The 23,030-nt window shown below is 71.2% G+C and carries 24 protein-coding genes; 6 read left to right on the forward strand and 18 right to left on the reverse strand.

What is annotated here, in order from left to right; genetic code table 11:
• Window positions 1–63 precede the first annotated feature (63 nt).
• The 8 genes from J7I44_RS06810 to J7I44_RS06845 form a co-directional block, all read right to left on the reverse strand.
• Window positions 64–1,425, reverse strand: a complete 1,362-nt coding sequence (locus tag J7I44_RS06810; RefSeq protein WP_209617925.1) for a phosphoribosyltransferase family protein — start codon at window positions 1,423–1,425, stop codon at window positions 64–66.
• Between the two features lie 55 nt (window positions 1,426–1,480).
• Window positions 1,481–1,684, reverse strand: a complete 204-nt coding sequence (locus J7I44_RS06815) for a dodecin family protein (protein WP_209617928.1) — start codon at window positions 1,682–1,684, stop codon at window positions 1,481–1,483.
• A 96-nt stretch (window positions 1,685–1,780) separates the two neighbouring features.
• Window positions 1,781–2,272 carry an OsmC family protein gene (locus J7I44_RS06820; protein WP_209617931.1) on the reverse strand — a complete coding sequence of 164 codons (492 nt, stop codon included), beginning with the start codon at window positions 2,270–2,272 and terminating at the stop codon, window positions 1,781–1,783.
• Complete coding sequence (locus tag J7I44_RS06825) at window positions 2,269–5,493, reverse strand: efflux RND transporter permease subunit (RefSeq protein ID WP_209617934.1); 3,225 nt, start codon at window positions 5,491–5,493, stop codon at window positions 2,269–2,271. Before J7I44_RS06825 ends, J7I44_RS06820 begins: the two co-directional genes overlap by 4 nt.
• Window positions 5,490–6,566, reverse strand: a complete 1,077-nt coding sequence (locus tag J7I44_RS06830; protein WP_209617936.1) for an efflux RND transporter periplasmic adaptor subunit — start codon at window positions 6,564–6,566, stop codon at window positions 5,490–5,492. Before J7I44_RS06830 ends, J7I44_RS06825 begins: the two co-directional genes overlap by 4 nt.
• Complete coding sequence (locus J7I44_RS06835; RefSeq protein ID WP_209617938.1) at window positions 6,566–6,949, reverse strand: DUF302 domain-containing protein; 384 nt, start codon at window positions 6,947–6,949, stop codon at window positions 6,566–6,568. The genes J7I44_RS06830 and J7I44_RS06835 overlap by 1 nt, the downstream gene beginning before the upstream one ends.
• Before the next feature lie 34 nt (window positions 6,950–6,983).
• Window positions 6,984–7,190 (reverse strand): YgaP family membrane protein, encoded by a 207-nt coding sequence (locus J7I44_RS06840; protein ID WP_209617940.1) that lies wholly within the window; start codon window positions 7,188–7,190, stop codon window positions 6,984–6,986.
• Window positions 7,187–8,488 (reverse strand): NAD(P)/FAD-dependent oxidoreductase, encoded by a 1,302-nt coding sequence (locus J7I44_RS06845; protein WP_209617942.1) that lies wholly within the window; start codon window positions 8,486–8,488, stop codon window positions 7,187–7,189. Before J7I44_RS06845 ends, J7I44_RS06840 begins: the two co-directional genes overlap by 4 nt.
• A 139-nt stretch (window positions 8,489–8,627) precedes the next feature.
• Here J7I44_RS06845 and J7I44_RS06850 point away from each other — a divergent pair, with 139 nt between their 5' ends.
• Both J7I44_RS06850 and J7I44_RS06855 read left to right on the forward strand, forming a co-directional pair.
• The gene (locus J7I44_RS06850) at window positions 8,628–8,972 is read left to right on the forward strand and encodes an ArsR/SmtB family transcription factor (RefSeq protein WP_209617945.1); all 345 of its coding nucleotides are present in this window, start codon (window positions 8,628–8,630) and stop codon (window positions 8,970–8,972) included.
• An 85-nt stretch (window positions 8,973–9,057) separates the two neighbouring features.
• Window positions 9,058–9,849: a universal stress protein gene (locus J7I44_RS06855; RefSeq protein WP_209617950.1), complete on the forward strand. Its 792-nt coding sequence runs from the start codon at window positions 9,058–9,060 to the stop codon at window positions 9,847–9,849.
• Between the two features lie 45 nt (window positions 9,850–9,894).
• Here the strand turns inward: J7I44_RS06855 and J7I44_RS06860 are convergent, their stop codons facing one another.
• The 3 genes from J7I44_RS06860 to J7I44_RS06870 are packed head-to-tail and all read right to left on the reverse strand — an operon-like array spanning window position 9,895 to window position 12,775.
• Window positions 9,895–10,788 (reverse strand): ribose-phosphate diphosphokinase, encoded by an 894-nt coding sequence (locus tag J7I44_RS06860; protein WP_209617954.1) that lies wholly within the window; start codon window positions 10,786–10,788, stop codon window positions 9,895–9,897.
• Window positions 10,785–12,317, reverse strand: a complete 1,533-nt coding sequence (locus J7I44_RS06865; RefSeq protein WP_209617957.1) for a thymidine phosphorylase family protein — start codon at window positions 12,315–12,317, stop codon at window positions 10,785–10,787. Before J7I44_RS06865 ends, J7I44_RS06860 begins: the two co-directional genes overlap by 4 nt.
• A gap of 11 nt (window positions 12,318–12,328) precedes the next feature.
• A complete protein-coding gene (locus tag J7I44_RS06870) occupies window positions 12,329–12,775 on the reverse strand; it encodes a CBS domain-containing protein (protein ID WP_209617976.1) in 447 nt (148 codons plus the stop codon).
• A 171-nt stretch (window positions 12,776–12,946) separates the two neighbouring features.
• Here J7I44_RS06870 and J7I44_RS06875 point away from each other — a divergent pair, with 171 nt between their 5' ends.
• The gene (locus J7I44_RS06875; RefSeq protein WP_209617980.1) at window positions 12,947–13,369 is read left to right on the forward strand and encodes a host attachment protein; all 423 of its coding nucleotides are present in this window, start codon (window positions 12,947–12,949) and stop codon (window positions 13,367–13,369) included.
• Window positions 13,370–13,390: 21 nt separating this feature from the next.
• Here J7I44_RS06875 and J7I44_RS06880 read toward each other — a convergent pair whose 3' ends face one another.
• Entirely contained in the window at window positions 13,391–14,182 is a 792-nt protein-coding gene (locus J7I44_RS06880; RefSeq protein ID WP_209617983.1) for a universal stress protein, read from the reverse strand.
• Between the two features lie 226 nt (window positions 14,183–14,408).
• On the opposite strand from J7I44_RS06880, the gene J7I44_RS06885 reads away from it, so the two are divergent.
• Both J7I44_RS06885 and J7I44_RS06890 read left to right on the forward strand, forming a co-directional pair.
• Window positions 14,409–15,158: a response regulator gene (locus J7I44_RS06885; RefSeq protein WP_209617987.1), complete on the forward strand. Its 750-nt coding sequence runs from the start codon at window positions 14,409–14,411 to the stop codon at window positions 15,156–15,158.
• Between the two features lie 4 nt (window positions 15,159–15,162).
• Window positions 15,163–17,190 carry a PAS domain-containing hybrid sensor histidine kinase/response regulator gene (locus J7I44_RS06890; protein ID WP_209617990.1) on the forward strand — a complete coding sequence of 676 codons (2,028 nt, stop codon included), beginning with the start codon at window positions 15,163–15,165 and terminating at the stop codon, window positions 17,188–17,190.
• 7 nt (window positions 17,191–17,197) lie between these two features.
• Here the strand turns inward: J7I44_RS06890 and J7I44_RS06895 are convergent, their stop codons facing one another.
• The 3 genes from J7I44_RS06895 to J7I44_RS06905 form a co-directional block, all read right to left on the reverse strand.
• On the reverse strand, window positions 17,198–17,920 hold the full coding sequence (locus tag J7I44_RS06895) for a Crp/Fnr family transcriptional regulator (protein ID WP_209617993.1): 723 nt from the start codon (window positions 17,918–17,920) through the stop codon (window positions 17,198–17,200).
• 110 nt (window positions 17,921–18,030) lie between these two features.
• A complete protein-coding gene (locus tag J7I44_RS06900; RefSeq protein ID WP_209617996.1) occupies window positions 18,031–19,014 on the reverse strand; it encodes a zinc-dependent alcohol dehydrogenase family protein in 984 nt (327 codons plus the stop codon).
• A gap of 9 nt (window positions 19,015–19,023) precedes the next feature.
• The gene (locus J7I44_RS06905) at window positions 19,024–19,851 is read right to left on the reverse strand and encodes a universal stress protein (RefSeq protein WP_209617999.1); all 828 of its coding nucleotides are present in this window, start codon (window positions 19,849–19,851) and stop codon (window positions 19,024–19,026) included.
• Window positions 19,852–20,050: 199 nt separating this feature from the next.
• Here J7I44_RS06905 and J7I44_RS16960 point away from each other — a divergent pair, with 199 nt between their 5' ends.
• Entirely contained in the window at window positions 20,051–20,854 is an 804-nt protein-coding gene (locus J7I44_RS16960; RefSeq protein WP_209618004.1) for a universal stress protein, read from the forward strand.
• 159 nt (window positions 20,855–21,013) lie between these two features.
• On the opposite strand, the gene J7I44_RS06915 is transcribed toward J7I44_RS16960, so the two are convergent.
• The 3 genes from J7I44_RS06915 to J7I44_RS06925 all read right to left on the reverse strand — a co-directional run bounded on the left by J7I44_RS06915 (window position 21,014) and on the right by J7I44_RS06925 (window position 22,890).
• Window positions 21,014–21,664, reverse strand: coding sequence for a BON domain-containing protein (locus J7I44_RS06915; RefSeq protein ID WP_209618006.1), 651 nt, complete (start codon window positions 21,662–21,664; stop codon window positions 21,014–21,016).
• A complete protein-coding gene (locus J7I44_RS06920; RefSeq protein ID WP_209618010.1) occupies window positions 21,661–22,170 on the reverse strand; it encodes a SagB/ThcOx family dehydrogenase in 510 nt (169 codons plus the stop codon). Before J7I44_RS06920 ends, J7I44_RS06915 begins: the two co-directional genes overlap by 4 nt.
• Before the next feature lie 96 nt (window positions 22,171–22,266).
• A complete protein-coding gene (locus J7I44_RS06925) occupies window positions 22,267–22,890 on the reverse strand; it encodes an OmpA family protein (RefSeq protein WP_209618014.1) in 624 nt (207 codons plus the stop codon).
• Window positions 22,891–23,030 lie beyond the last annotated feature (140 nt).

The raw sequence follows: 23,030 nt of genomic DNA on the forward strand, positions 1-23,030 counted from the left end.
GTTGGGTCGCACCTCCAGAATCCCGGGATCGCCCCGGGTGAACAACCTACTGAGAGATCACAGCTAGCCGGCGAGACGGTCCGTGCTGCCCCGTCCCCCGTCCGGCCTTCGGCGCGGAGGGCGTGCACGGGCGCCGAGCCAGCGGGCGAACCAGTCACGGGCGAGCTTCGAGGCCATCTCCAGGGTCCCCGGCTCCTGGAACAGGTGGGTGGCCCCGGGCACGACGGCAAGCTCGTTCTTGCCCGAGATGCGTCGCAGCGCGGCGCGGTTGAGCGAAAGCAGCGTGCGGTCGGCGCCCGGCGCGATCAGCAGGGTTGGCGCGGTGACGCGGGCCAGCGTGGCCGCGCCAGCGAGGTCCGGCCGGCCGCTGCGCGCCACGACTGCGGCGACGTCGCGGGGCCGCTGCGCGGCCACCGCCAGTGCCGCGCCCGCCCCGGTGCCGGCGCCGAACAGGCCCAGCGGCAACTCGGCCAGCGCCGGATCGTGGTGCACCCTGGCCACCACCGCGGCGAGCCGGTCGGCCAGCGTGGCGATGTCGAAGGCGGCCGCGTGCGAAAGTTGCTCGTCGGGCGTCAGCAGATCGAGCAGCAACGTGCCCATGCCCGCGCGCTGCAGGTGCTGGGCCAGGAAGCGGTCGCGCGGGTTGCCGCGGTCGGCGCCGCTGCCGTGGGCGAAGATCACCAGCCCGCGCGCGTGCGGCGGCATCGCCAGGTCGCCCGGCAGGCTCGCGTCGGGCAGGTCGAAGTGCATCGGTTCGGGCACCGGCAGTCCGGCCGCCGGCCGTGGCGGGGCCGACAGGCACTGCAGCACGTCCGCGTCGTCCACCGGCCGGAAGTCCCTGTAGAACGCGCCGACCGCGCGGAAACTGGCGGGCGCGTACAGGCAGACCACGTCGTCGGCGACATCGTCCAGGCCTTCCAGGCTGTCCCGTGCCGCTACCGGCACGGCAGCCAGCAGCGCGGCCGGATGCTGCCGGCGCACCGCCTCCAGCGCGGCGCGCATGGTGGCGCCGGTGGCCAGCCCGTCATCGACCACGATCACCACGCGGCCGGTGGGGTCCGCCAGTGCGCGGTGCGGGCTGTAGAGCGCTCGGCGCTTGCGGATCACCGCCAGCTGACGGGCGGCCTCGGCGCGCACGTAACCCATGCCCGCGCCGGCGACGGCGGAGCGTGCCGTCAGCTGGATGCGCCCCTGCTCGTCGACGGCACCGATGGCGAACTCGGGGTTGACCGGCGAGCCCAGCTTGCGCACCAGCACCACGTCCAGGTCGCCGTCGAGCGCATCGGCAACGATGCGTCCCACCGGCACGCCGCCGCGAGGGATGGCGAGCACCAGCGGGTGCTGTCCGCGGTAGCTGGCCAAGGCCTCGGCCAGTTGCAGCCCGGCGTCGCGGCGGTCGGCGAAACGTCGGGATCCGGATGCCACAAAGCCCTTCATGTTGGTATCTCCGGCCGCCGGCGCATTGGACGGCGGCAATCGCTCAACCGATCACGAAGCTGACCCGCATGCACACACGCCAGGCGACGATCTTGCCGTCGGGTTCAGTGACCACCTTGGTCTCGCTGATCCACGCGCCCTTGATCCCGTCGAGCGTCTGGGCGGCCCGCTCCAGGCCCTCCCTGACGGCATCCTCGACGCTCTCGGGTGATTCGGAAATGATTTCGATGACCTTGGCGACGCTCATGGGGCTTGCCCTCCGGCTGGGTTCGCTGCGGTCCGGCCAGCCGGTTCCGCAGGTACCCCACCCTAGGCCGCCAGGCGACCGCGGACTTGATCCCGATCAACCGGCGCAGTCGTGTCCCCGCCCTTGCCCGGCATGCTGGGACACGACCGTTCCGGCTGGATCGAGCACGCGCACGTCGACCTCGACGCCCTGGCGCACGCTGCCGGTGACCACGCAGAAGTCCTCGAACTGCGCCAGCACGCGATCGAGGTGTTCCAGCGACGCAGCCGCGTCGGCCAGTTGCAGGTCGACCTCGATGCGCGGCACGCGCCAGCGCTGGTCCACGTTGCGGGCGATGGTCGCGCGGGCTTTCGCGGTGATCGGCGCCGGCGTGTTGCCGAACTTGCGCAGCGCGAACAGCAGGCTCGCCGCCAGGCAGTTGGCGACCGCCGTGGCCAGCAGGCGCGAGGGGTTGGGGCCGTGGCCCTGCCCCAGCGGCGGCGGCTCGTCGGTGGCCAGTTCGGTTATCGCCGTGCCGTCGAAGCGCACGTTGAACTCGTAATCGCCCACCTGCGTCAGGCTGATCTCGACTGTCTGTGCCTCGCTCACGTCAGCTCTCCTCCGATCGGCGGCGCCCGGTGCGCCAGCCATGCGTAGTACAGCAGCGGGATCACCAGCAGGGTGAGCACCGTGGACACCAGGATGCCGAAGATCAGCGACACCGCCAGGCCCTGGAAGATCGGGTCGTCGATGATGAAGAAGCCGCCGACCATCGCCGCCAGGCCGGTCAGCACGATCGGCTTGGCACGCACCGCCGCCGCCTCGACCACCGCCTCACCCAGCGGCCGGCCGGCGGCCAGCGCGTGGTTGATGAAGTCGATCAGCAGGATCGAGTTGCGCACGATGATGCCGGCCAGCGCGATCATGCCGATCATCGAGGTGGCGGTGTACTGCGCGCCGACCAGCGCATGGCCGGGCATCACGCCGATCACGGTCAGCGGGATCGGCGCCATGATGATCAGCGGCACCAGGTAGCTCCTGAACTGGCCGACCACCAGCAGGTAGATCAGCAGCAGGCCGACCGAGTAGGCTAGGCCCATGTCGCGGAAGGTCTCGTAGGTGATCTGCCATTCGCCGTCCCACTTCACCGAGGGCGCGCTGGTGTCCGGCGGCTGCGCAATGAAGTGCTGGCCCAGCCGCGCACCGGCGACGTCGTGGTCGCGCAGGGTGCCGACCAGGCTGAACATGCCGTACAGCGGGCTGTCGGTGGCGCCGGCGTCGTCGCCGGTGACGTAGGCGTAGGGCAGCAGGTCCTTGTGGTAGATCGCCTGCTCCCAGCTGGCCGGGCGCACGCTCACCACTTCGGACAGCGGCACCAGCGCACCGTTGCGTGCGCGCACTTCCAGGGCCAGCAACTGCGCCAGCGACGCCTGGTCGCCGGCCGGCAGGCGCAGGCGCACCGGCACGGCGTAACGCGCGTTGCCGTCCATCAGGTAGGTGGCGTCCTCGCCGGAGAGCGCGGTGCGCAGGGCCTGCGCGATGCCGGCCTGGTCCAGGCCCAGCCGTGCGGCCCTCTCGCGGTCGACCACCATCACTTCGCGCGGCGCGGCGTCCTCCACGCTGGAATCGACGTCGACCACGTCCGGGTTGTCCTTGAAGCGACGCTCCAGTGCGCGGGCCGTACGCCGTACCGTGTCGTAGTCCGGTCCGTAGACCTCAGCCACGATCGGCGCCAGTACCGGCGGTCCCGGCGGTACCTCGACGACCTTCACCGAGGCGCCGTAGCGCGCGCCGATCTTCGCCAGCGCCGGACGAATGGCCAACGCGATGGCATGGCTTTGGCGGTCGCGCAGCGACTTGTCGACCAGATTCACCTGCAGGTCGCCGACGTTGGCGCCGCCGCGCAGGTAGTACTGGCGCACCAGCCCGTTGAAGGTGATCGGGGCGGCGGTGCCGGCGTAGCCCTGCCAGTTGGCCACTTCCGGCAGCGTGGCCACGGCCTGGGCCAGCTCGCCGAGCACGCGGTTGGTGCGCTCCAGCGTGCTGCCCTCGGGCATGTCCAGCACCACCTGGAACTCGGACTTGTTGTCGAACGGCAGCATCTTGAGGATCACCGCCTTGACCACCACCAGCCCGACCGCGGCCAGTACCAGCACGCCCATCGCGGCGAACAGCAGGCGCCGACGCCGGCGTGCCTTCTCGCCGGCAATGAATGGTGTCATCACCCGCCCGAACAGGCGGTGCAGGCGGCTGTCGGACGGCGCGTGGCCGCCTCCGCCGCCGTGCCCGTGGTGGCCCAGCAGCTTGAGCGCCAGCCAGGGCGTGACGATCAGCGCCACCGCCAGCGACAACAGCATGCCGGCCGAGGCGTTGATCGGGATCGGCCGCATGTACGGTCCCATCAGCCCCGACACGAATGCCATCGGCAGCAGCGCGGCGATCACCGTGAAGGTGGCCAGGATGGTCGGCCCGCCGACCTCGCTTACCGCCTCGGGAATCGCCTGGCGCAGCGTGCGGCCGCCCAGCGCCATGTGGCGGTGGATGTTCTCCACCACCACGATCGCATCGTCGACCAGGATGCCGATGGAGAAGATCAGCGCGAACAGCGACACGCGGTTCAGCGTGAAACCCATTGCCCAGGAGGCGAACAGGGTGAGCATGAGCGTAATGATCACCGCGGTGCCGACCACGATGGCCTCGCGCCAGCCCAGTGCGAACAGCACCAGCAACACCACCGAGCCGGTCGCGAAGATCAGCTTGTGGATCAGTTTGTCCGCCTTGTCGGTGGCGGTCTGGCCGTAGTCGCGGGTGACCGTGACGTGCACGTCGGCCGGGATCGTCACGTTGCGCAGCGCGGCCAGTCGCGCGGTGATGGCGGTGGTGATGTCGGCGGCGTTGGCACCCGGCTTCTTGGCCACCGCCAGGGTCACGGCCGGCGCATGGCCGGATGGGCCGCCCTTGCTCGCCGGTGCGCCGAACCAGACGTAGCGGCTGGGCAGGTCCGCGCCGGCGTGGATGCGCGCCACGTCGGAGAGGAACACCGGCTGGCCGTGCTTGAGGCCGATCACCAGGCTGGCGACGTCGCCGGCGTTGGCCAGGAAGGTGCCGGCGGTCACCGGCACGTCGCGGTCGCCGGCCACCCGGTCGCCGGCCTGGGTGACCACGTTCGCCGCCTTGAGTGCACCGGCCAGGTCGCCGACGGCCATGCCGTAGGCGGCCAGCCGCGCGGCGTCGAGCTCCACCACCACCGCGCGTGTCGGCGCGCCGAGGGTGTAGACATCGCGCGTACCGGGCACGCGCTTGAGGTCGGTCTCCAGCGTGTGCGCCACCTCGGCCAGGCGGGTGGGGTTCTGCGCCGGTGCGTCGCTCCACAAGGTCAGCGCCATCACCGGCACGTCGTCGATGCCCATCGGCCGGATCAGTGGCGGGCCGACGCCCAGCCCGGGCGGCACGAAGTCCTGGTTCTGGAACACCTGGTTGTACAGCCGCACGATCGCGGCCTGGCGGGGCACGCCGACTTCGAACTCGACCGTCAGCACCGCCATGCCCGGCTGGCTCACCGAATAGACGTGCTTGACGCCCTCGATCTCGGAGAGCTTCTGTTCCAGCGGGAAGGCCACCAGGTTTTCCACGTCGCGCACGTCGGCGCCGGGGAACGGCACCATCACGTTGGCCATGGTCACGTCGATCTGCGGCTCTTCCTCGCGCGGGGTGATCGCCGCCGCGGCCAGCCCGAGCAGCAGCGCGGCCAGCGCCAGGATCGGGGTCAGCGGGGAGGCCTGGAAGGCGCGAGCGATGCGGCCGGAGAAGCCGAGCTTCGGCTCGCTCATGGCGCCGCCTCGCCGCGATGCGCACCGATCCAGCGTGCCGTCGCGGCCGGATCGAGCGCGATGCGCTCGCCGTCGTCCAGGCCTGCCAGCACCTCGACCGCATCGCCATAGCGGGCACCGGTGCGTACCTGGCGCAGCTGCGGCGCGCCCTGCCCCACTACGTACACGCCCTGCAGCTCGCCCCGCTGCACCAGCGCCGAGGCCGGCACCAGCAGGCGCCGCTCGCGCCCGACCGCAAAGGCGACCTTGGCGGTCATGCCCGGGTACAGGCCGGTGTCGTCGCCGGGCAGCTCCAGCCGCACGCTGAAGGTGTGCGTATCCGGATCGGCGTAGGGAAACACCGTCACCTTCGTGGCCACCACGCGACGTGCGCCATTGGCCAGCAGCACCTCGGCGTGGTTGAAGCGGCGGATTGCGTCGACCGCGCTCTGTGGCACCTGCACGGTGACGCGCAGGTCCTTGAGCGAGACGCCGGCCATCAGCGGCTGGCCCGGCTGCACCGATTCGCCGACCTGCACGAAGCGGCGCGTGACGATGCCGGCGTAAGGCGCGCGCACCACGGTGTAGTCCAGTTGCTGGCCGACCTCGCGCATCTGCGCCTGCGCGGCCTGCAAGGCGGCCCTCGCAGCGTCGCGTCGGGCGCGCTCCTGGTCCAGCTGCTGGCGCGCGACCAGGCCGCGCTCGGCGATCGCCGCAACGCGCCGGTACGACGCTTCCGCCTCGTCATAGGCCGCCTGCGCCGCGGCGATCTGCGCCTGCGCGCGGTTGCGTGCGGACCTCTGTTCGACATCGGTGAAACGCACGATCACCGCGCCCTCGGGCACGGTGTCATTGACGTCGTAGGGCAGCTCGACCACGCGCCCGGCGGTCTGCGCCGACACGGTGGCCTGGTTGACCGCCTCGACCACGCCGTCCCAGGCCTGCTCGCGCGGAGCCTCCTGCAGGCGCACGACGCGGCTGGCCAGGTCGGGCGGCGCGGAGGTGGCGCGCGGCTCCGGCGGCTCGCCGCTCCGGCAGCCGGCCAGCAGCACGAGCGCCAGGACCAGTACCGGCCATGGTCGGAGCTTGCGCATCAGCGGGCCTCGTCGATCATCCGGCGCATCTGCGCCTGGACCTCGTTGGCCACCGGCTGCAGCGCGGGATCGTCCGACAGCATGCCCAGCAGATGGTCCGGCTCGATCATGCCGATGCGGGTCCGCCCCTCCTCGGTGTAGACCGAGATGCGGCAGGGCAGCGCCATGTTCAGGCGCATGTCCGTGGCCATCACCGTCGCCGCCTGCCGCGGATTGCACACCTCGAACACCTTGCACTCGCGCTCGAACGGCACGCCCTTGCCGCGCAGCGTGGCGCCGATGTCGTGCACGTGCAGCACGCCGAAGCCATTGCGGCGTACGGCGGCATCCAGGTCCTCGGCGGCCTGGGCGAAGGGCTTTGCGGTTTCGGTGATGTAGTACACGGCGGTTGCCTCGTGGTTCGGCGGGAAGGCGGGGTCAGCGGGGGAAGGCGCAGCCGGGCTTGAAGCCGAGCCCCTTGAGGATCATCGCCAGCGGACAGACGCCCGTGAACGAGGACTGCAGCAGGTTGGCGCCGACGAATACGGCCAGCCACAGCCACGCCGGCGACACCCACCAGCCAAGGGCGACGGACAACAGCACCACGCTTCCGGCAAAGCCGAATACGACACGATCGATGTTCATGGAAGATCTCCCTGGGAGGGTTTGACGGACGGCTTGAGCCGCTCGATGCCGAGCAGCTTGAGCACGTATTTCTCGTAGACCGGCTCGGTGTTGCCGGTGCGGATCTTGTGCAGGTAGTACTTCTCGAAGGCGAGCTTGGCCAGGTGTACCCACTTGCCCTCCCTCGCCCAGGTGACGTTGCGCGGCGGGATCTGCGGCAGCGCCACGAACGCCGCGCCGGTGCCGCCCATGTCGGCCAGGCACACCGCGTTCCAGGTGGCGCGCGCATCGGCCTGGCGACCGGCGATCTCCTCGCGCAGGTTGTGCGCGATGGCGGTCACCATCGACTCGATCATGAAGCCGGTCTTGGGGGCGCCGGTGGGCACCGGGGTGGCCTCCACCGGCGGGATCGCCACGCACACGCCGGCCGCGAAAATGTTGCGGAAACGCGGGTTGCGCTGGTGCTCGTCGATGAGGATGAAGCCGCGCGGGTTGGTCAAGCCCTCGATCCCGCGCACTGCGTTCACGCCGGTGAAGGCCGGCAGCAGCATCGCGTAGGCGAACGGCAGCTCGCTCTCGCCCACCGCCGCGCCCTTGGCGTCGACCTCCTGCAGCCGCAGCTTGCCGGCCTCGGCGCCCAGCACCTTCGCGCTGGTGACCCACTTGATGTCGCGCTGGCGCAGCTCGTGTTCCAGCAGGCTCTTCGAGTCGCCTACGCCACCCAGGCCCATGTGGCCGATGTACGGTTCGGGCGTGACGTAGGTGATCGGCACGCGATCTCGGAGCTTGCGCTTGCGCAGGTCAGTGTCGAGCAGGAAGGCGAATTCGTAGGCCGGGCCAAAGCAGCTGGCGCCCGCCGCCGCACCGACCACGACCGGACCGGGCGCGTCGAGGAACGCCTGGTAGGCGTCCCAGGCGCGCTGGGCGTGGTCGGCGGTGCAGATCGATTGCGTATGGCCGTCCGGCCCCAGCCCCGGCACCTCGCCGAAGGCCAGCCGCGGGCCGGTCGCGATCACCAGGTAGTCGTAGTCCAGCACCTGACCGTCACGCAGTCGCACGCGGCTCTCGGCTGCCATCACCTTCTCCGCCGGTACCTCGACGAAGCGGATGCCGTGGTGCGCCATCGGCTCGCCGATCGGGAAGCCAATGTCCTCGCGCCTGCGCGAGCCCAGCGCCAGCCACGGGTTGGACGGGGTGAAGCTGAAGCGCGGCCCGTCCCCTATCAGGGTGACGGCGTGTTCCTTGCCGAGCGCGGCGCGAATTTCGTAGGCCGCGGCAGTGCCGCCCAGTCCCGCGCCCAGAACGATGATGCTGGCCATATCGGTCGCTCCTGGTGGATGCCTCGGCAGGTTGCGCCAGCCTGTCCGGCGTCGGTTGACCGGCATCAACCCCGAGTTACATTAGCAGTAGCTAATATTCAATAAAGCTAATATCCAATGCTGCTAAAGTCAACCCGCCATGCCGTCCGAATCGCCATCCGACCTCTCCGCCATGCACGCCCGCGCCGACGAGGCCGCGCGCCTGCTCAAGGCATTGGGCAACCCGCAGCGCCTGCGGATGCTGTGCCTGCTGGTCGAAGGCGAGCTGACCGTGGGCGAGATCCACAAGGCATTGCCGGACCTGAGCCAGTCGGCGCTCTCGCAGCACCTGGCGCGGCTGCGCGAGGAAGGCCTGGTGCGCACGCGCCGCGAAGCGCAGTCGATCCACTACGCGCTCGAGTCCGGCCCGGCGCAGGCGGTGATCGAAACCCTCTACGGCGCCTACTGCGCGCCCCCGGCCCGGCGCAGGGGCGGTCGGCGCTAGCTCCTCAGGGCGAGTTGATCCCGGTCAACAGCACCACCGCGCCGCCCGCGCATGCTCCGCGCACACGCCCGCGGATGCCACGCCCATGAGCGAATTGATCGTTTCCGTGTCCGAGCCCGAACGCGAGGCGCCACTGCTGGACTATGCGTTTTCGCTGGCCCGCCAGTGGCACGCCTGGGTCACCGGGTTGTGCGTCATTCCCATCGATGCGCTCGTGCTGGCTCTGCCCGATGCGGCCGGCGTGCTGGCCGCGGAGGAAAGCGACGCGCTGGCCGACGGGGCGTGGTGGCAGGAACGCTGCCAGGCGGCCGCCGTGGGCGGCAGCTGGGAAGTGACGCGTGGCGTCTACCGCAAGGTGCTGGCCGAGCGGGCGAGCCTGGCCGACCTGGTGATCGGTCGCCTGCCCGGCTGGCCGGCCGCCCTGCAGGATGTCTCGCGCCGGCTGGCCGAGACGCTCGTGCACGGCGGTTGCCCGATCGTGCTGGTGCCCGACGACTGGGTCGCGCGCCCGGCGCTCGGCCACGTGCTGGTGGCCTGGAACGGCAGCGCGCCATCCGCCCGCGCCGCGCGCGCGGCGCTGCCGCTGCTGCGGATGGCGGAGCGCGTGACCATACTCGACGGGACACGTGGGCCGGGTGCGAGGGCCGCCGCGCCGCTGCGCGAGTGGCTCGCCCGGCAGGGCATCGCGTGCGAGTGGCTGCCGTTCCAGGCCCGTGGCGGCGTGGGCGAGGCCATCCATGCCGAGGCGGCCCGCCTCGGCGTGGACCTGCTGGTGCAGGGCGCGTGGGGACGCCGGCGAACCAGTGAGCGACTGCTGGGCGGTGCGACGCGCCATTCGCTCAGGCACAGCCGCGTGCCCTTGCTGCTCGCGCCCTGAAGCGGCGGCGCTGCTGCACCTCGACGCGCTGACGCGGCCGGCCCGCTAGGGAGATTCGCCCGCGATGGCCACCATTGCCTCGGCGACACGGGCGCTGACGTCGATCGCCGCCAACTCGCCCGGCACGGTGTTGCTGGTGACCAGGCGGGCGATGCCGGCGCCGTGCAGGGCGTCCAGCGCGCGGCGCCCGATCAGCCCGTGCACCACCACCGCGACCGGCGCCGCCTGCGGCAGTTGTTCGCGGATGCCGCGTGCGGTGTCGATCAGCGTGTGGCCGGAGGCGGCGATGTCGTCCAGCAGCACCGGCGTGTACCCGCGCCAGCGCGCCAGCGAAGGCAGCCGCACGCTGACGTCGCGGTCGCCGCGCCGCTGCTTGCGCGCCACCACGCAGGGCGCGTCCAGCCGGTCCGCCACCGCACGCACCCATTGCGCGCTCTCCCCGTCCGGCCCGACCAGCAGCGGCGCGCGGACGTTCGCGCCGATCCAGGCGGCGAGCGCCGGCGCTGCCTGGACCACCGTCGTGCGACAGGCGAACACCTCGGCGAGGTCGTGGATGCGATGCAGGTGCGGGTCGACCGTCACCACCCAGTCGAACGCATGACCGAGCAGGTCGCCGATGACCCGCGCGGAAACCGCCTCGCCCGGCCGGAAGCGCGCATCCTGGCGCATGTAGGCGAGGTAGGGCGCGACCAGCCCGACCTGGGTCGCACCGAGCTCGCGCGCGGTGGCCGCCGCGGCGAGCAGCGCGAACAGCTTGGCGTCCGGTCGCTGCAGCGAGCAGGCCAGAGCCACGACGCCGCGCGGTGGCGTGGCCAGTCGCAACAGCGCTTCGCCGTCGGGAAAGCGGTGCAGTTCGAGCTGGCCTCGCTGCCAGCCTGTGTGGCGGCACAGCGCGCGGGCGAAGGCGGCATTGCCCGGCAACGCATAAAGGAGGCTCATGGGTCGATTCCGAGGCGGACGATGTCCGGATGGCGCGAGACGTATTCCATGGCGTAGGCAAGTTCGCCCGGGCTCTGCGCATGCAGGGTGAAGAGCGGCTGGCCGACCCTCACCGCATCACCCGGGCGCACGTCGACCGTCAGCCCCGCCAGCGGCGAGAGCGGCGCGCCGGCGAGCTTGGCCGCCTGGGCCAGGCGCCGGTTGTCGATGGCGTCCACGCGGCCCGCCCGGGTGGACGCCACCGGCTGCCGGTATGGCGCGACGCCGGGCGTGCGCAGGCCGCCCTGGGCCTCGCAGATCGCCTGGAACTGGCGCCACGCGCGGCCCGAATCCAGGCATTCACGCGCCGATGCGAGTGCACCGTCCGACGTCGTGGTGCCCGCCTCGATCACCGCGGCGGCGAGCGCCAGCGCGCGTTCGCGCAGGTCCAGCGGTTGCGACGGCAGGTTGCGCAGCACGGCCAGCACGTCGTGCGCTTCCAGGGCCGGCCCCACGCCGCGCCCGACCGGCTGCAGCCCGTCCGTACGCAGCACCGTCACCCCCAGACCGAAGCGCGCCGCCACCGAGCGCAGCATCCGCTCCAGCGTGCGCGCGTGCCGTGGTTCGCGCACCTTGGCGGTCGGTCCGACCGGGATGTCGATCACCACGCGGGTCGCGCCGGCGGCGATCTTCTTGGACAGGATCGAGGCGACCAGTTGCCCGGGACTGTCGATGTCCAGCGCCCGTTCGATGCGGATCAGCGTGTCGTCCACCGACGCCAGGTTGATCGCCCCGCCCCACACGATGCAGCCGCCGGTGCGCTCGACGGTGCGCCGCATGTGTTCCAGGTCCAGCTCCACCGGCGCCAGCATCGCCATGGTGTCGGCCGTGCCCGCGGGTGAGGTGATCGCGCGCGAGGAGGTCTTGGGCATGGTCAGCCCCAGCGCCGTGCAGATGGCGACCACGATCGGCGTGGTGCGATTGCCCGGCAGCCCGCCCACGCAGTGCTTGTCCACGATCACCGCGCCGGGCCACTGCAGGCGTGCGCCCGAGTCGACCATCGCGCCGGTCAGGGCGACCACTTCGTCCAGGCCCAGGTGGTCGTTGCTGCAGGCCGCGATGAAGGCCGCCATCTCGACGTTCGAATAGCGCTGCGCGGCGATATCCGCGACGATCGCGCGCACCTCGGTGCCGGCGAGGGTGCGGCCGTAGAGCTTTGCGCGGACGCTGGAGAGCGACTCGACGCTCGGCGGGTGCGTGAGCGTCACCTCCTCGTGCGCGGCCGGCGCCAGCCGCAGCCAGGCCGATTCGGACAGGCCCACCTCGTCCGGGGCGAGTGCGTCGCCCTGCACGATCGCCAGCGTCGCCATCAGCCGGCGGTCGCCCACGCCCACCTGCAGGCGCGAGTGCGGCCCGAAGCCCTCGCCGTGGCAGGCGGGCGAGTCCTTGCGCAGGTAGGCCACGTGCTCGCCGCCGGTGTCGATGCCGATGCGGCGCGGACGAAGCCGCTCGCCCGACGACGTCGACCCGGGACCGGGGTTGGCGGACACGCACGGCTCCTTCAGAGGTAGGCCCGATCGAGCGTCGGCTGGGTGTTGAGCGTCTGGTTGATCCGCTCGGCCAATTCGGTGAGGGCGACCAGCACGTCGTCGGTGCTGACGATGCCGGCCAGCGCACCGGCGTCATCGATCAGCGGAAGCCGGCGCACGCCCCGCTGCTGCATGACGTCCACCACCTCGTCAATCGGCGCGTCCGGCCGGCAGTGCAGAAGCGGCGCGGACATGACGCATTCGAGTGCAGTGGTTGCCGGATCGAAGTGCGCGGCGATGCAGCGCGTGACCAGGTCACGGTCGGTGACGATGCCGACCGGTTCGAGCCGGCCGTCCTGCTCGCGCGTCACCACCAGGCAGCCGGCCTGGTGCCTGCGCATGATGCCGGCGGCCTCGCTCACCGTCGCCGAAGCGCCCGCCTGGATGACGCGCCGGGTACCGATGTCGATGGCACGCATGGGGTTCTCCTCGCCGGCCGCTGCGGTGCACTGAAGGATGACCGCTTGCGCGCATCCCCGGTTGACCAGGATCAACTGCCAGGACGCCGGCCTTGTTGACCGGCATCAACTGGCCGGCCGGCGGCCGTGGCTACCCTGCCCTTGCATGTCACCGCTCTGCCGGAGAGAGCCATGAACAAGACTGGGGTACTGGTGGCCGACAGCAAGAAAGCGCGCCTGTTCGAGTACGAGCACAGCCGCGAGCCGTGGTCCGAGACGGCCTGTTTCGTCAACCCCGATGCCGGGCGCCGCGCGGCCACCGATCGACCGCCGCGGGTCCAGGAGAGCGTAGGCGCGGCGCGTCACGCGATCGAGCCGCGCACCGACCCGAAGGACAAGGCCAACGCCCGCTTTGCCTGCGCCCTCATCGCCGCGCTGCGGGCCGGCCGCGACGAACAGCGCTTCCAGTCGCTGGTCATCGCCGCCGCGCCGCGCTTCCTGGGCACGCTCCACGGCGAGCTGGACAAGGACCTGCAGCAATGCGTGCGCCGCGAGATCCGGCGCAACCTGACTGGCCTGGACAGCGCCGGTATCCGTAGCTACCTGCTCGAGTAGCCGGCTCGCCTGCCCGGCCGCTCAGTGCGACAGCAGGATTGGCCGGTCGACATGGCTGAGCAACGCCTGGGTCATGTGGCTGCGCCCAAAGGCGCTGGTCCAGTGGTGGCCGTAGGCACCCATCACCAGCAGGTCCGCGTCCATCCGACGGGCGACGTCGGCGAGCGACAACGCCCGCTGGCGGGAAGGATCGAGTGACTCCCACTGCGCCTGGATGCCGTGCCGGATCATCCACGCCTGCAGCGGCAGCGGCGACGGGGTGATCCCCGGCAGGCAGGCCTGCTCGCCATCGAGCACGCAGATGTCGGTCGCCTTGGCCAGCAACGGAAGCGCGGCGCGGATCGCGTTGGCCGCCTCGGCCGAGCCGTTCCACGCCACCAGCACGCGGGCGCCGGTGGCGCCGTTCCAGGTGGAGGGCACCAGCAGCAACGGGCCGGCGGCCTGTACCAGCGCGCGGTCGGGTTCGGGCGAGAGCGCGTCGCGCGCTCCCCCGGCGACGGAGACCTCCAGGCAGACCAGGTCGGCCAGCCGCGAACGCTTGGCGATGGCCGGGCCGATCTCCCCGCGCAGGACTTCCCACTCGCCCTCGACGCCGGCCTGCGCGCACTGCGCCAGCCACCAGTCGCGGCGGGCGCGCGCGCCCTGCTCCTCCGCCTCCAGCAGGGTGGTCTCGAAGGAGAGCGCCACCGGCGGCTGCAGCGGCAGCACCTGGAAGCCGCAGGCAAAGCCTTCCACGTGCCGGGCCAGCGACAGCACGGTCTGGAGGAACGGGCCGCCCGCATGGGGGCCGGCATCCACGAGCATCTCGAACATGGGGGCTTCCTCGCATCGAGCCGGCGCCAGCATGGCGCGCGCCAGCGGGGAACGGTTGACCAGAATCAACCCCGCGCAGGAGGCGTTTTGACGCACGCTTGACCCCTTTCGCGCGTCCTTTGGACCATCTTTGGTATATCGCCCTCAGGTTTCGCCCTGGGCGAGGGCCCGCGGGCCTTCCTGATCCTGGCGACCGCACCGCCAACCAGCATGCGATGGGGCTCTCGTGTCAGCACAGGACCCAGACAAGCAAGGGGTGTATCTCCGGCAGGCGCACCTGCTGGTGGTCGACGACGACGTCGAAGTCGCCACGCTGCTCAAGCGCTATCTGTCCGCCCAGGGTTTCCAGGTGAGCACGGCCGGTGACGGCCGGGACATGCTCGCGCGGCTGGGCAGCGATGCGATCGACCTGGTGCTGCTGGACCTGGGCCTGCCGGGCGAGGATGGCCTGGAACTGACCCGCCACCTGCACGAGCACTGGCGCGGGCCGGTGATCATCGTCACCGGGCGCGGCGACTCGGTTGACCGCATCGTGGGGCTGGAAGTCGGCGCCGACGATTACGTGACCAAGCCGTTCGAACTGCGCGAGCTGCTCGCACGCATCCGCAGCGTGCTGCGCCGTACCGGCGAAGGCCCGCGCCAGGCGATGTCGCGGCCGGCGGTCTATCGGTTCGCCGGCTTCCGCCTGGAGCTGGACAGCCGCACCCTGCTCGCGCCGACGGGCGAGCCGGTGCCGCTGACCAGCGGCGAATTCGGCCTGCTGCGCGTGCTGGTCACGCACGCCAACCGGGTGCTGTCGCGGGACGAGCTGATGAATCACCTGTACGGCAGGGACTCCGGTCCCTACGACCGCGCGGTCGACGTGCAGATCGGCCGCCTGCGGCGCAAGATCGAGCCCGATCCGGCGGCACCGGTGCTGATCAAGTCGGTGCGCGGCGCCGGTTACATCTTCAGTGACTCGGTGCGCCAGGAGTGATGCCGTGGCAGCGGACCGTGCCGACGCCGACCTGTTCCGCACGCTGTTCGAGACCGCGCCGGACGCGATGGTGGTAGTCGACGAGGCCGGCGATATCGTGCTGGCCAATCCGCAGGCGCACCGGCTGTTCGGCTACGACCCGGGCGCGCTGCTGGGCCTGCGCGTGGAGAACCTGCTGCCCGAGGGCGCGCGTGCCGCCCACGTGGCCCACCGGGTCGGCTACATGGCGCATCCCCGGGTGCGTCCGATGGGGGTGGGCTACGAACTGGTCGGCGTGCGCCGCGACGGCGACACGTTCCCCATGGAGATCGCACTGAGCCCGGTCGGGAGCGGGCGCTACGCCGCCTCCATCCGCGACATCTCCGAAACGCAGCGGGCGCGGCAGGCACTCAGGCGCGCGCAGCGCGACGGCTACCTGGCCGATCTCGGCCGGCTGGTGCTCGAGGCCGGCAACGACGGCTCGCTGCGCGTCGCGGTATCCGGCCTGATCGCCAACGCCCTGGGTATCGATGCGGTAGCGGTGGCGGCCGGTTTGCCCGGCGCCAGGGCCTTGCCGATCCGCTCGGCCTCGGGCCTTGCCCCCGAGGAGCTCGATGCGCTGGCCGACGCGTTCGCGTGCGACGGCCTCGCCGCACGACTGGCCGAACGGCAGTCCACGGAGGCGTGGTTGCTCTCGGACGGTCCCACGGAGGCCCTGCCTGCACTACGGGCGGCACTCGCCGCGCACGGCATCGTCGATGCGGCAATCGTGCCGTTGCTGGATCGCCACGAGGCCACCGGCGCGCTGCTGGCGCTCTGCCGCGAGCCGTGTGCATGGGATGGCGACCAGCTGGCCTTCCTGCAACTGGCGGCCAACATGCTCGCCGGGGCCGTGTTGCGCGGCCGCAGCCAGGAGCAGCTCGCCCACGCGCAACGGCTGGACGCGCTGGGCCAGCTCACCGGCGGCATCGCGCACGACTTCAACAACCTGCTGACGGTGGTTTCCGGCAACCTGCAGATCCTCGACGCCGAGTACGCCGCCGTGGCCGACGCGCGCGAACTCATCGATAGCGCCTCGCGCGCGGTCGACCGGTGCATCACCCTCACCCGCAAGCTGCTGGGTTTTTCACGACGACGCGCGCTGACCCCGCGCGGCGTGCGCCCGCAGAATATCCTGGACGAGCTCGGCGACATGCTCGCGCGCACGCTGGGCGCGCGCATCCGCGTGGAACTGGACTGCCCTGTCGCGATCCCACCCGTGTATGCCGACCCGGGCGAGCTGGAGACCGCGCTGGTCAACCTGGCCATCAATGCGCGCGACGCGATGCCCGATGGCGGCCTGCTGAGGATCAGCGCCCGCGTGCGCGAGGTGGCCGCCGGCGATTCCGGCACCCTGCGGCCTGGCCAGTACGTCGCCTTCCTGGTCGAGGACAGCGGCACCGGCATGGCACAGGAGGTGCTGGACCATGCACTGGAGCCGTTCTTCACCACCAAGGACGCCGGCAAGGGCAGCGGCCTGGGGCTCAGCATGGTGTATGGCTTCGTCAGGCAATCGGGCGGGCGCATCGCGATCGGCAGCCAGCCCGGCCGCGGTACGCGCGTGGAGATCCTGTTGCCGACCGCGCCGCTGGAGGAGGAAGCCGGCGAGGCGCGCACGCCCGGCAGCGTCAGCCCGGGCCATGCGCGCGTGCTGGTGGTCGAGGACGAGCCGGGCGTGCGCAAGGTCGCCGTCCGCTTCCTCCACGCGCTCGGCTACGACACGCTGGAGGCCGGCAGCGCGAAGCAGGCGATGGAAATGCTGCGCATCGACCACGGCATCCAGTTGCTGTTCTCGGACGTGGCGCTGGGCAACGGCACCAACGGTTTCGAACTGGTGCGCGAGGCGCGCCGCCTGCGCCCGGGTCTGCCCGCCCTGCTGACCTCCGGCTACGAGCGTTCCAGCGACGGCGCCGGCGAGGCCCTGCAGAGCGGCGTCGGCCTGTTGCGCAAGCCGTACCGCCGCGAGCAGCTGGGCGAGGCGCTGGCGCAGGCGCTGGAGGCGCGACCGGGCTGAAGCGGCCTCAGTGCAGGGTTTCGCCCTGCCCTGCCATGCGGCGCAGGCCGTCGGTGTCGAGCAGGCGGATCTCGCGCCGCTGCACGTCGATGCACTGCAACCGGTCGAGCCGGGACAGCGCGCGGGTCACCGTCTCGTGCTTGATCCCCAGGAAGCTGGCGATGTCGGCCCGGCCCATGCGCAGCAGGAAATGCCGCGGGCTGAAGCCCAGCCGCAGGTGGCGCTCGGCCATGTCCAGCAGGAAGGCGGCGACGCGCTGTTCGGCGGTGAGGGTGCCCAGGGCCAGCATCCAGGCGCGGTCGTTGCGGATCTCCCCGGCGAGCGCCGCGGTCAGGCGGATCTGCAGTTCCGGCAGCTGCAGGCAGGCATGCAGCACCGGCGGGTAAGGCAGCTCCCAGATCTCGCTGTCGTCCAGCGCCACCACGTCGCAGGCATAGTGCGCCAGGCCGATCGATTCGACGCCGACCAGGTCGCCGCGCATGCGGAAGCCGGTCACCCGCTCGCGCCCGTCCTCGGACAGCTCGCAGGTCTTCAGGAACCCCGCATGCACCAGGTAGATCGCATGGAACGGTTGCCCTGCGCGATAGACATGCTGGCCCGGCGCGAGCTTGCGGCGAAGGACCTGCACGTGGCGCGAGAGCTCCTCGATGTCGATCGGCCCCGCTGCGGCCATCGCTTGCTGCGCGGGAAGCGTGGCGGGCATGGGCACGTGGGTGGCGAGGGCGTTCATGGCGGGGGTCCCATGGCTGGTGAGGGTTCCACGCTAGCCAGCCATTGCCACGGCACGACGTCGGCCGCGCAACCCTGTGTAACAGTCGGTAACAGTCGCGCGCCAGCCGGTTACGGCAGCAGCACCGCGGCGCCGTCGAGCCGGCCGTGGCGCAGGTCGTCCAGTGCCTCGTTCGCCGCTTCCAGCCGGTAGCGCCGCGTGGTGGCACGCACTCCTGCACGTGCGGCCTCGGGAAAGAAGGCCGCGGCATCGGCGCGGGTCAGGTTGGCGACCGAAACCAGCTCGCGTTCCTCCCACAGCAGCCGGTAGGGGAACGCGGGGATGTCGGACATGTGGATGCCGCCGCACACCACCCTTCCGCCCTTGCGCACCGCCTTCAGCGCGACCGGCACCAGGTCGCCAGCGGGGGCGAAGATGATGGCCGCATCCAGCGGCCCGGGCGCGGGTGCGCCGGCATCGCCCGCCCAGGCCGCGCCCTGCGAGCGCGCGCACGCCTGCGCCGCGAGGTCGCCGGTGCGGGTGAACGCAAACACGCGCCGCCCCTGGTGGCGCGCCACCTGGGTCAGCAGGTGCGCGGCCGCGCCGAAGCCGTAGATCCCCAGCGTGCGTGCCTGTCCCGTGCGGCACAGTGCGCGCCAGCCGATCAGCCCCGCGCAGAGCAGCGGCGCGGTGGCGACCGGGTCGGCGTCGTCCGCCAGCGGCAAGCAGAAGTCGGCGCGCGCCACCAGGTGGCTTGCGAAGCCACCCGGCCGCGTGTAGCCGGTGAAGCCCGGCGCGTCGCACAGGTTCTCGCGTCCGTCCAGGCAGTACGCGCAGGCGCCGCAGGTCGAGCCCAGCCAGGGCACGCCCACGCGCTGGCCGAGGGCGATCCGGTGCACGCCTGCGCCCAGCCGTTCGACCCGGCCGACCACCTCGTGCCCGGGCACGACCGGCGGCGTCACGGCCGGCAGCTCGCCGTCGACCACGTGCAGGTCGGTGCGGCACACGCCGCAGGCCTCCACGCGCAAGCGGAGCTCGCCCGGTCCGGGCTCCGGATCGGCCGACTGCCGCAGTACCAGCGGTTGGCCCACCGCTTCGAGCACCATGGCGCGCATGGCGCGACTTCAGTGGCGGAACAGCACCGGCAGCCGCGCATGCCACAGCACGTGCCGGGTGGCGCCGCCGAGCGCCCATTCGCTGAAACGCGTGCGGCCATAGGCGCCCATCACCAGCAGATCGGCGTGGAAGCGGTCGGCCTGCTCCAGCAAGGCCTCGCCGGCGGTGTGCTCGTTGGTGAGCAGGTCCTGCGAGCGGGCGCGGATGCCATGGCGCTGGAGATAGGCATCGATGTCGAACGGCGGCTTCCAGCTCACTTCCTGGAACGCTTCCTTGGGGGCCCCGCGCAGCAGCAGGACCTCGTTCGCGCGCTGCAGCAGCGGCAACGCCGAGTGCACCGCGCGGATCGCCTCGGGCGAGCCGTTCCACGCGATCGCCACGCGCGTGAGGGCCACGGCCTTCACCGGCTGCGGCGGCACCACGATGCATGGCAACCCCACGGCGAGGATCAGCGCGGCCAGATCGCTGGGTGAGGCCCAGGTCCGCAACGGATCGCGTTCGAGCACCAGCAGGTCATGCCAGCAGGCGATCTGCACCAGCGCGTCGGACAGGATGCCCTGCCCCACCACCCAGGCAGCGTGTTCGATGCCCATGCTGCTCGCCCAACTCACGAACGGCCGCTCGGCGGCCAGCGCGCTCGCCTCGAGCGTGCGCGCGGTCTCCAGTACCGCCTCGATCAGCTCGGGCGTGCTGAAACTGGGCGTGGCGTAGAGCGGCGAGGGATAGACGTAGGCGCCGGTCACCGACGCGTCCATCAGGACCGCCAGCTGCGTGCCGTACTGCACGCCGCGCGGCCACTCCTCGTAGTTGAGCGAGTTGACCAGGATGTCGTACATGGCCCTGCCTCCAGGGGTGCGCCGCGTGGATGGCGGCATCGTGGGCGACGTTAGGCCAGCGGCCACGGCGCGAACTGATGCAGGTCAACTGCGTGCCTGTCCGCCGCGCCACGCGAGGCTGACTTAGGTCAAATCCGCCTGGGGCGGTTGGGCCACGCTTGCTTCGCGGACGTCGTCCGCCATTGAAGAGGAGCCCGCCGTGCGCGACATCGTGGTCCACTGCACGGATTACCGCAGCTGGCACGGCACCGCACGCTACGCGGCCCAGCTTGCCGCTTCGCTGCACGCGTCGCTGACCGGGCTGTTTGTCGCGCCCCGCAGCGGCCCGGTGCCGGGACCGCCGAAGCTGGCGGCGGAAATGGCCGCCTACACGCAGGACGAACTGCACAACGCCATGCTCGCGGGCCGCGATTTCTCGGCCTGGGCTCGCCCGTTCGGCATCGAGGAAACCTTCTGGCAGGTCGCCATCGGCCAGCCGCACGATGCGCTGGCGATGGTCGGCGACTGGCATGACCTGGTGGTGCTCAAGGGCAACGAACCGCTGGGGTTCCCGGGCGAGCGGCTGGTCTGCGAGGTGCTGTTCTCCGGCGTCCCCTGCATCGCCGTGCCGGACGCCAACAATGCGCCCGGCAGCGTGGTGCACGCGTTGGTGGCCTGGAACGGCTCGGCGGCGTCCAGCCGCGCCCTGCACGCAGCGCTGCCGCTGCTCAGAAGCGCTAAGGTGGTCTCCCTGCTGCAACAGGAGCCGGAGCGCAGCGGTGGCCGCGCGCCGGATGCGCTCGCCCACCTGCGCGCGCATGGCGTGCCGGTGGCGGCCGTCGAGACGGTAACCGGCGCGGACGAGGCTGCGGGCGAACGGGTCCTCGCCTACGCCAGCGACACGCGGGCAGACCTGATCGTGATGGGTGCCAGCGGGCAACGGCGCCTGGGCGAGCGCGCGCTGGGAGCGACCACGCGCGCCGTGCTGGCGCAAAGCCGCTTGCCGGTGTTCCTCAAGCACTGAGCGTGCGCCTGTGGAGTGTGCCCCGGGTGATCGCACGGCATGTGCGCGCATGCGCGCTCCTCCCGGAAGCGGGAGTTTGCATGCAAGCGTCGCGCGCCCGGGATGGGCGCGCTCCGCCAGGCCTTGCGCGTCATGCGTGCTCCGGAGCCGTGCATCGCCTCAGGCAATGCGCACCCGGTTCTCCACCGAACGGACACCGGGCGCCGACCAGGCCGCCCGCTCGACCGCCTGCCGCTCCTCCCAGTCGTCCACGCGGCCGTCGATGGCGACGGTGCCGTCGGGACGGACATCGACGTTGATCCGCTCCGCTTCCACTTCCGCATGCCGCTTGAGCGCATCGACGATGCTCTTGCGCACGTCCACCGCGTGCACGTGGGGTTCGACCAGGATGTTGTTGGACACCCCTCGGACGCCGGAGAGCTTGCGGATATCCGCTTCGACGGCCTCGCGCTGGTAGTTCCATGGCACCGCACCGGTCAGCGTGACCCACCCGCCGGAAACCTTGACGTGGATGCCGTCCGACGGCGCCAGCACGTCCCAGGCGAGAATGTTGACCGCGCGCCGGGCGATATCGTCGTCACTGAGTTTCTTGCTCCCGGGAAGCTCGACCTCCAGCTTCTGCGCAATCGCCTTGACCCCGTGCACACGCCAGGTGGCGCGCTCGGCGGCGAATTTTTCCGCGTAGCTGGCGACGTGCCCGGTCAGGGTCACCACGCCGTCCTTGGCCATGACGGCGATGTTGGATGCGTCCAGGCTCGGCTCGTAGTCGAGCTCGCTCAACACGTTCTCCCGCAGCATCAGGTCGCTCATGACACACCTCTTTGGTTGGTGGTGGCCAGGCCCTCGGCGGCGCAGAACAGATACACGTTCTGCGCGATCGCGCCGGCATCGGCGCCGCAATAGAAGCGACGCTCGAGCGGATCGGACACCTCCATCCGCGACAGGTCCGCCACGTAGACCAGGTCCAGTGCGGCGGTTCCCACGAATTCCTGCAGGCCGGTGGACGCGCGTACGTCGCTGGCCAGCACCGCGTGCAGGCAATGGTCTTCCGGTTCGTAGCGCCAGGCACCATCGGCCGCCGCGACGTCGATGTCGATCTCGTGCCAGTTGCGTGCCGACGGCGCCGTGCGCCCACCGGTGGCGGGACGGTTGATGCCGCCCGCTGCCCACAGCAGTCCGGAAAGCAGCTGCGGCGAGAGCGCGCGTTCGGTGTACACGCGCGTGCTGTGCCGGCGTGCGAGCGCGCTCAACAGTGGCATGCCGCCGCTGGTGGCCGGGGCCGGGAGCGGGACGCGGCGGGTGCGTTCGATGTCCACGACGATGCCTCCTTGAGAAAAAGCGCGCCTGCCGGCAAGCCGCAGGCGCGCGCAAATCGCAGGCGCGTTGTGCGGCCCGCGCCCACCGCGTGCGCATCAGGTGCCATCAGTCGCCGAGGCGGCGCGCTGCTCCTGGTCGTGGCCGGAAAGATCGACCACCAGCGTGACCCGACGGTTTTCCATGCCTTCGTCGCGGGTCTTGCCCGGTGCGTCCTGACGATCGCGGGCCTCGCCGTAGCTGACGGCGCGCACCTTGTCGGCAGACAGGCCACCGCTGTTGACCAGATAGTCACGCACCGCCTGCGCGCGCTTCTCCCCCAGGCGCTGGTTGTAGGCATGGCTGCCTGCGGGGTCCGCGAACCCTTCGACCGTGACCAGCGCATACGGGTGGTAGTGCCCGATCACCTTGGCGAAGTCGTCCAGCATGGGTTTGTCCTGGTCCTGCAGCGTGGCGTCGTCAAACGCGAAGTGCGACATGCTGTCGACCTGGATGCGGCCGGCCACCTGGCGGATGGACGCGTCGTACTGGGCGAACTTCTGCTGCATGTCCTGCTCCAGCTGGTCGCTGCGATTCTCCTGGTTCTGCAGGCGTGCCTCGATCTGGCTGATCCTGGCGTCGTAGTCGGCCTGCTTGACGTAGCCGCGATCGGCGCAACCGGCGGCGACGAGCATGGTCAGCCCCAACGGCAGCCACGCCCATGGGTGCGATGCGTGTTTCATGGCGAACCTCCGGGGCGTTGCCGCCCTTGTGCGCCTTGCCACGAGCCTCGCAACCTCGCGGCATGCGGCGATGACCCCTGTAAAGGGGACCGTAGCCGCCGGCCCGGCATGCGGTTTGACGTGCATCAAGTGGGCAGAGG

It is taken from the genome of Frateuria flava (assembly GCF_017837635.1).
Classification (GTDB): Bacteria; Pseudomonadota; Gammaproteobacteria; order Xanthomonadales; family Rhodanobacteraceae; genus Frateuria_A; species Frateuria_A flava.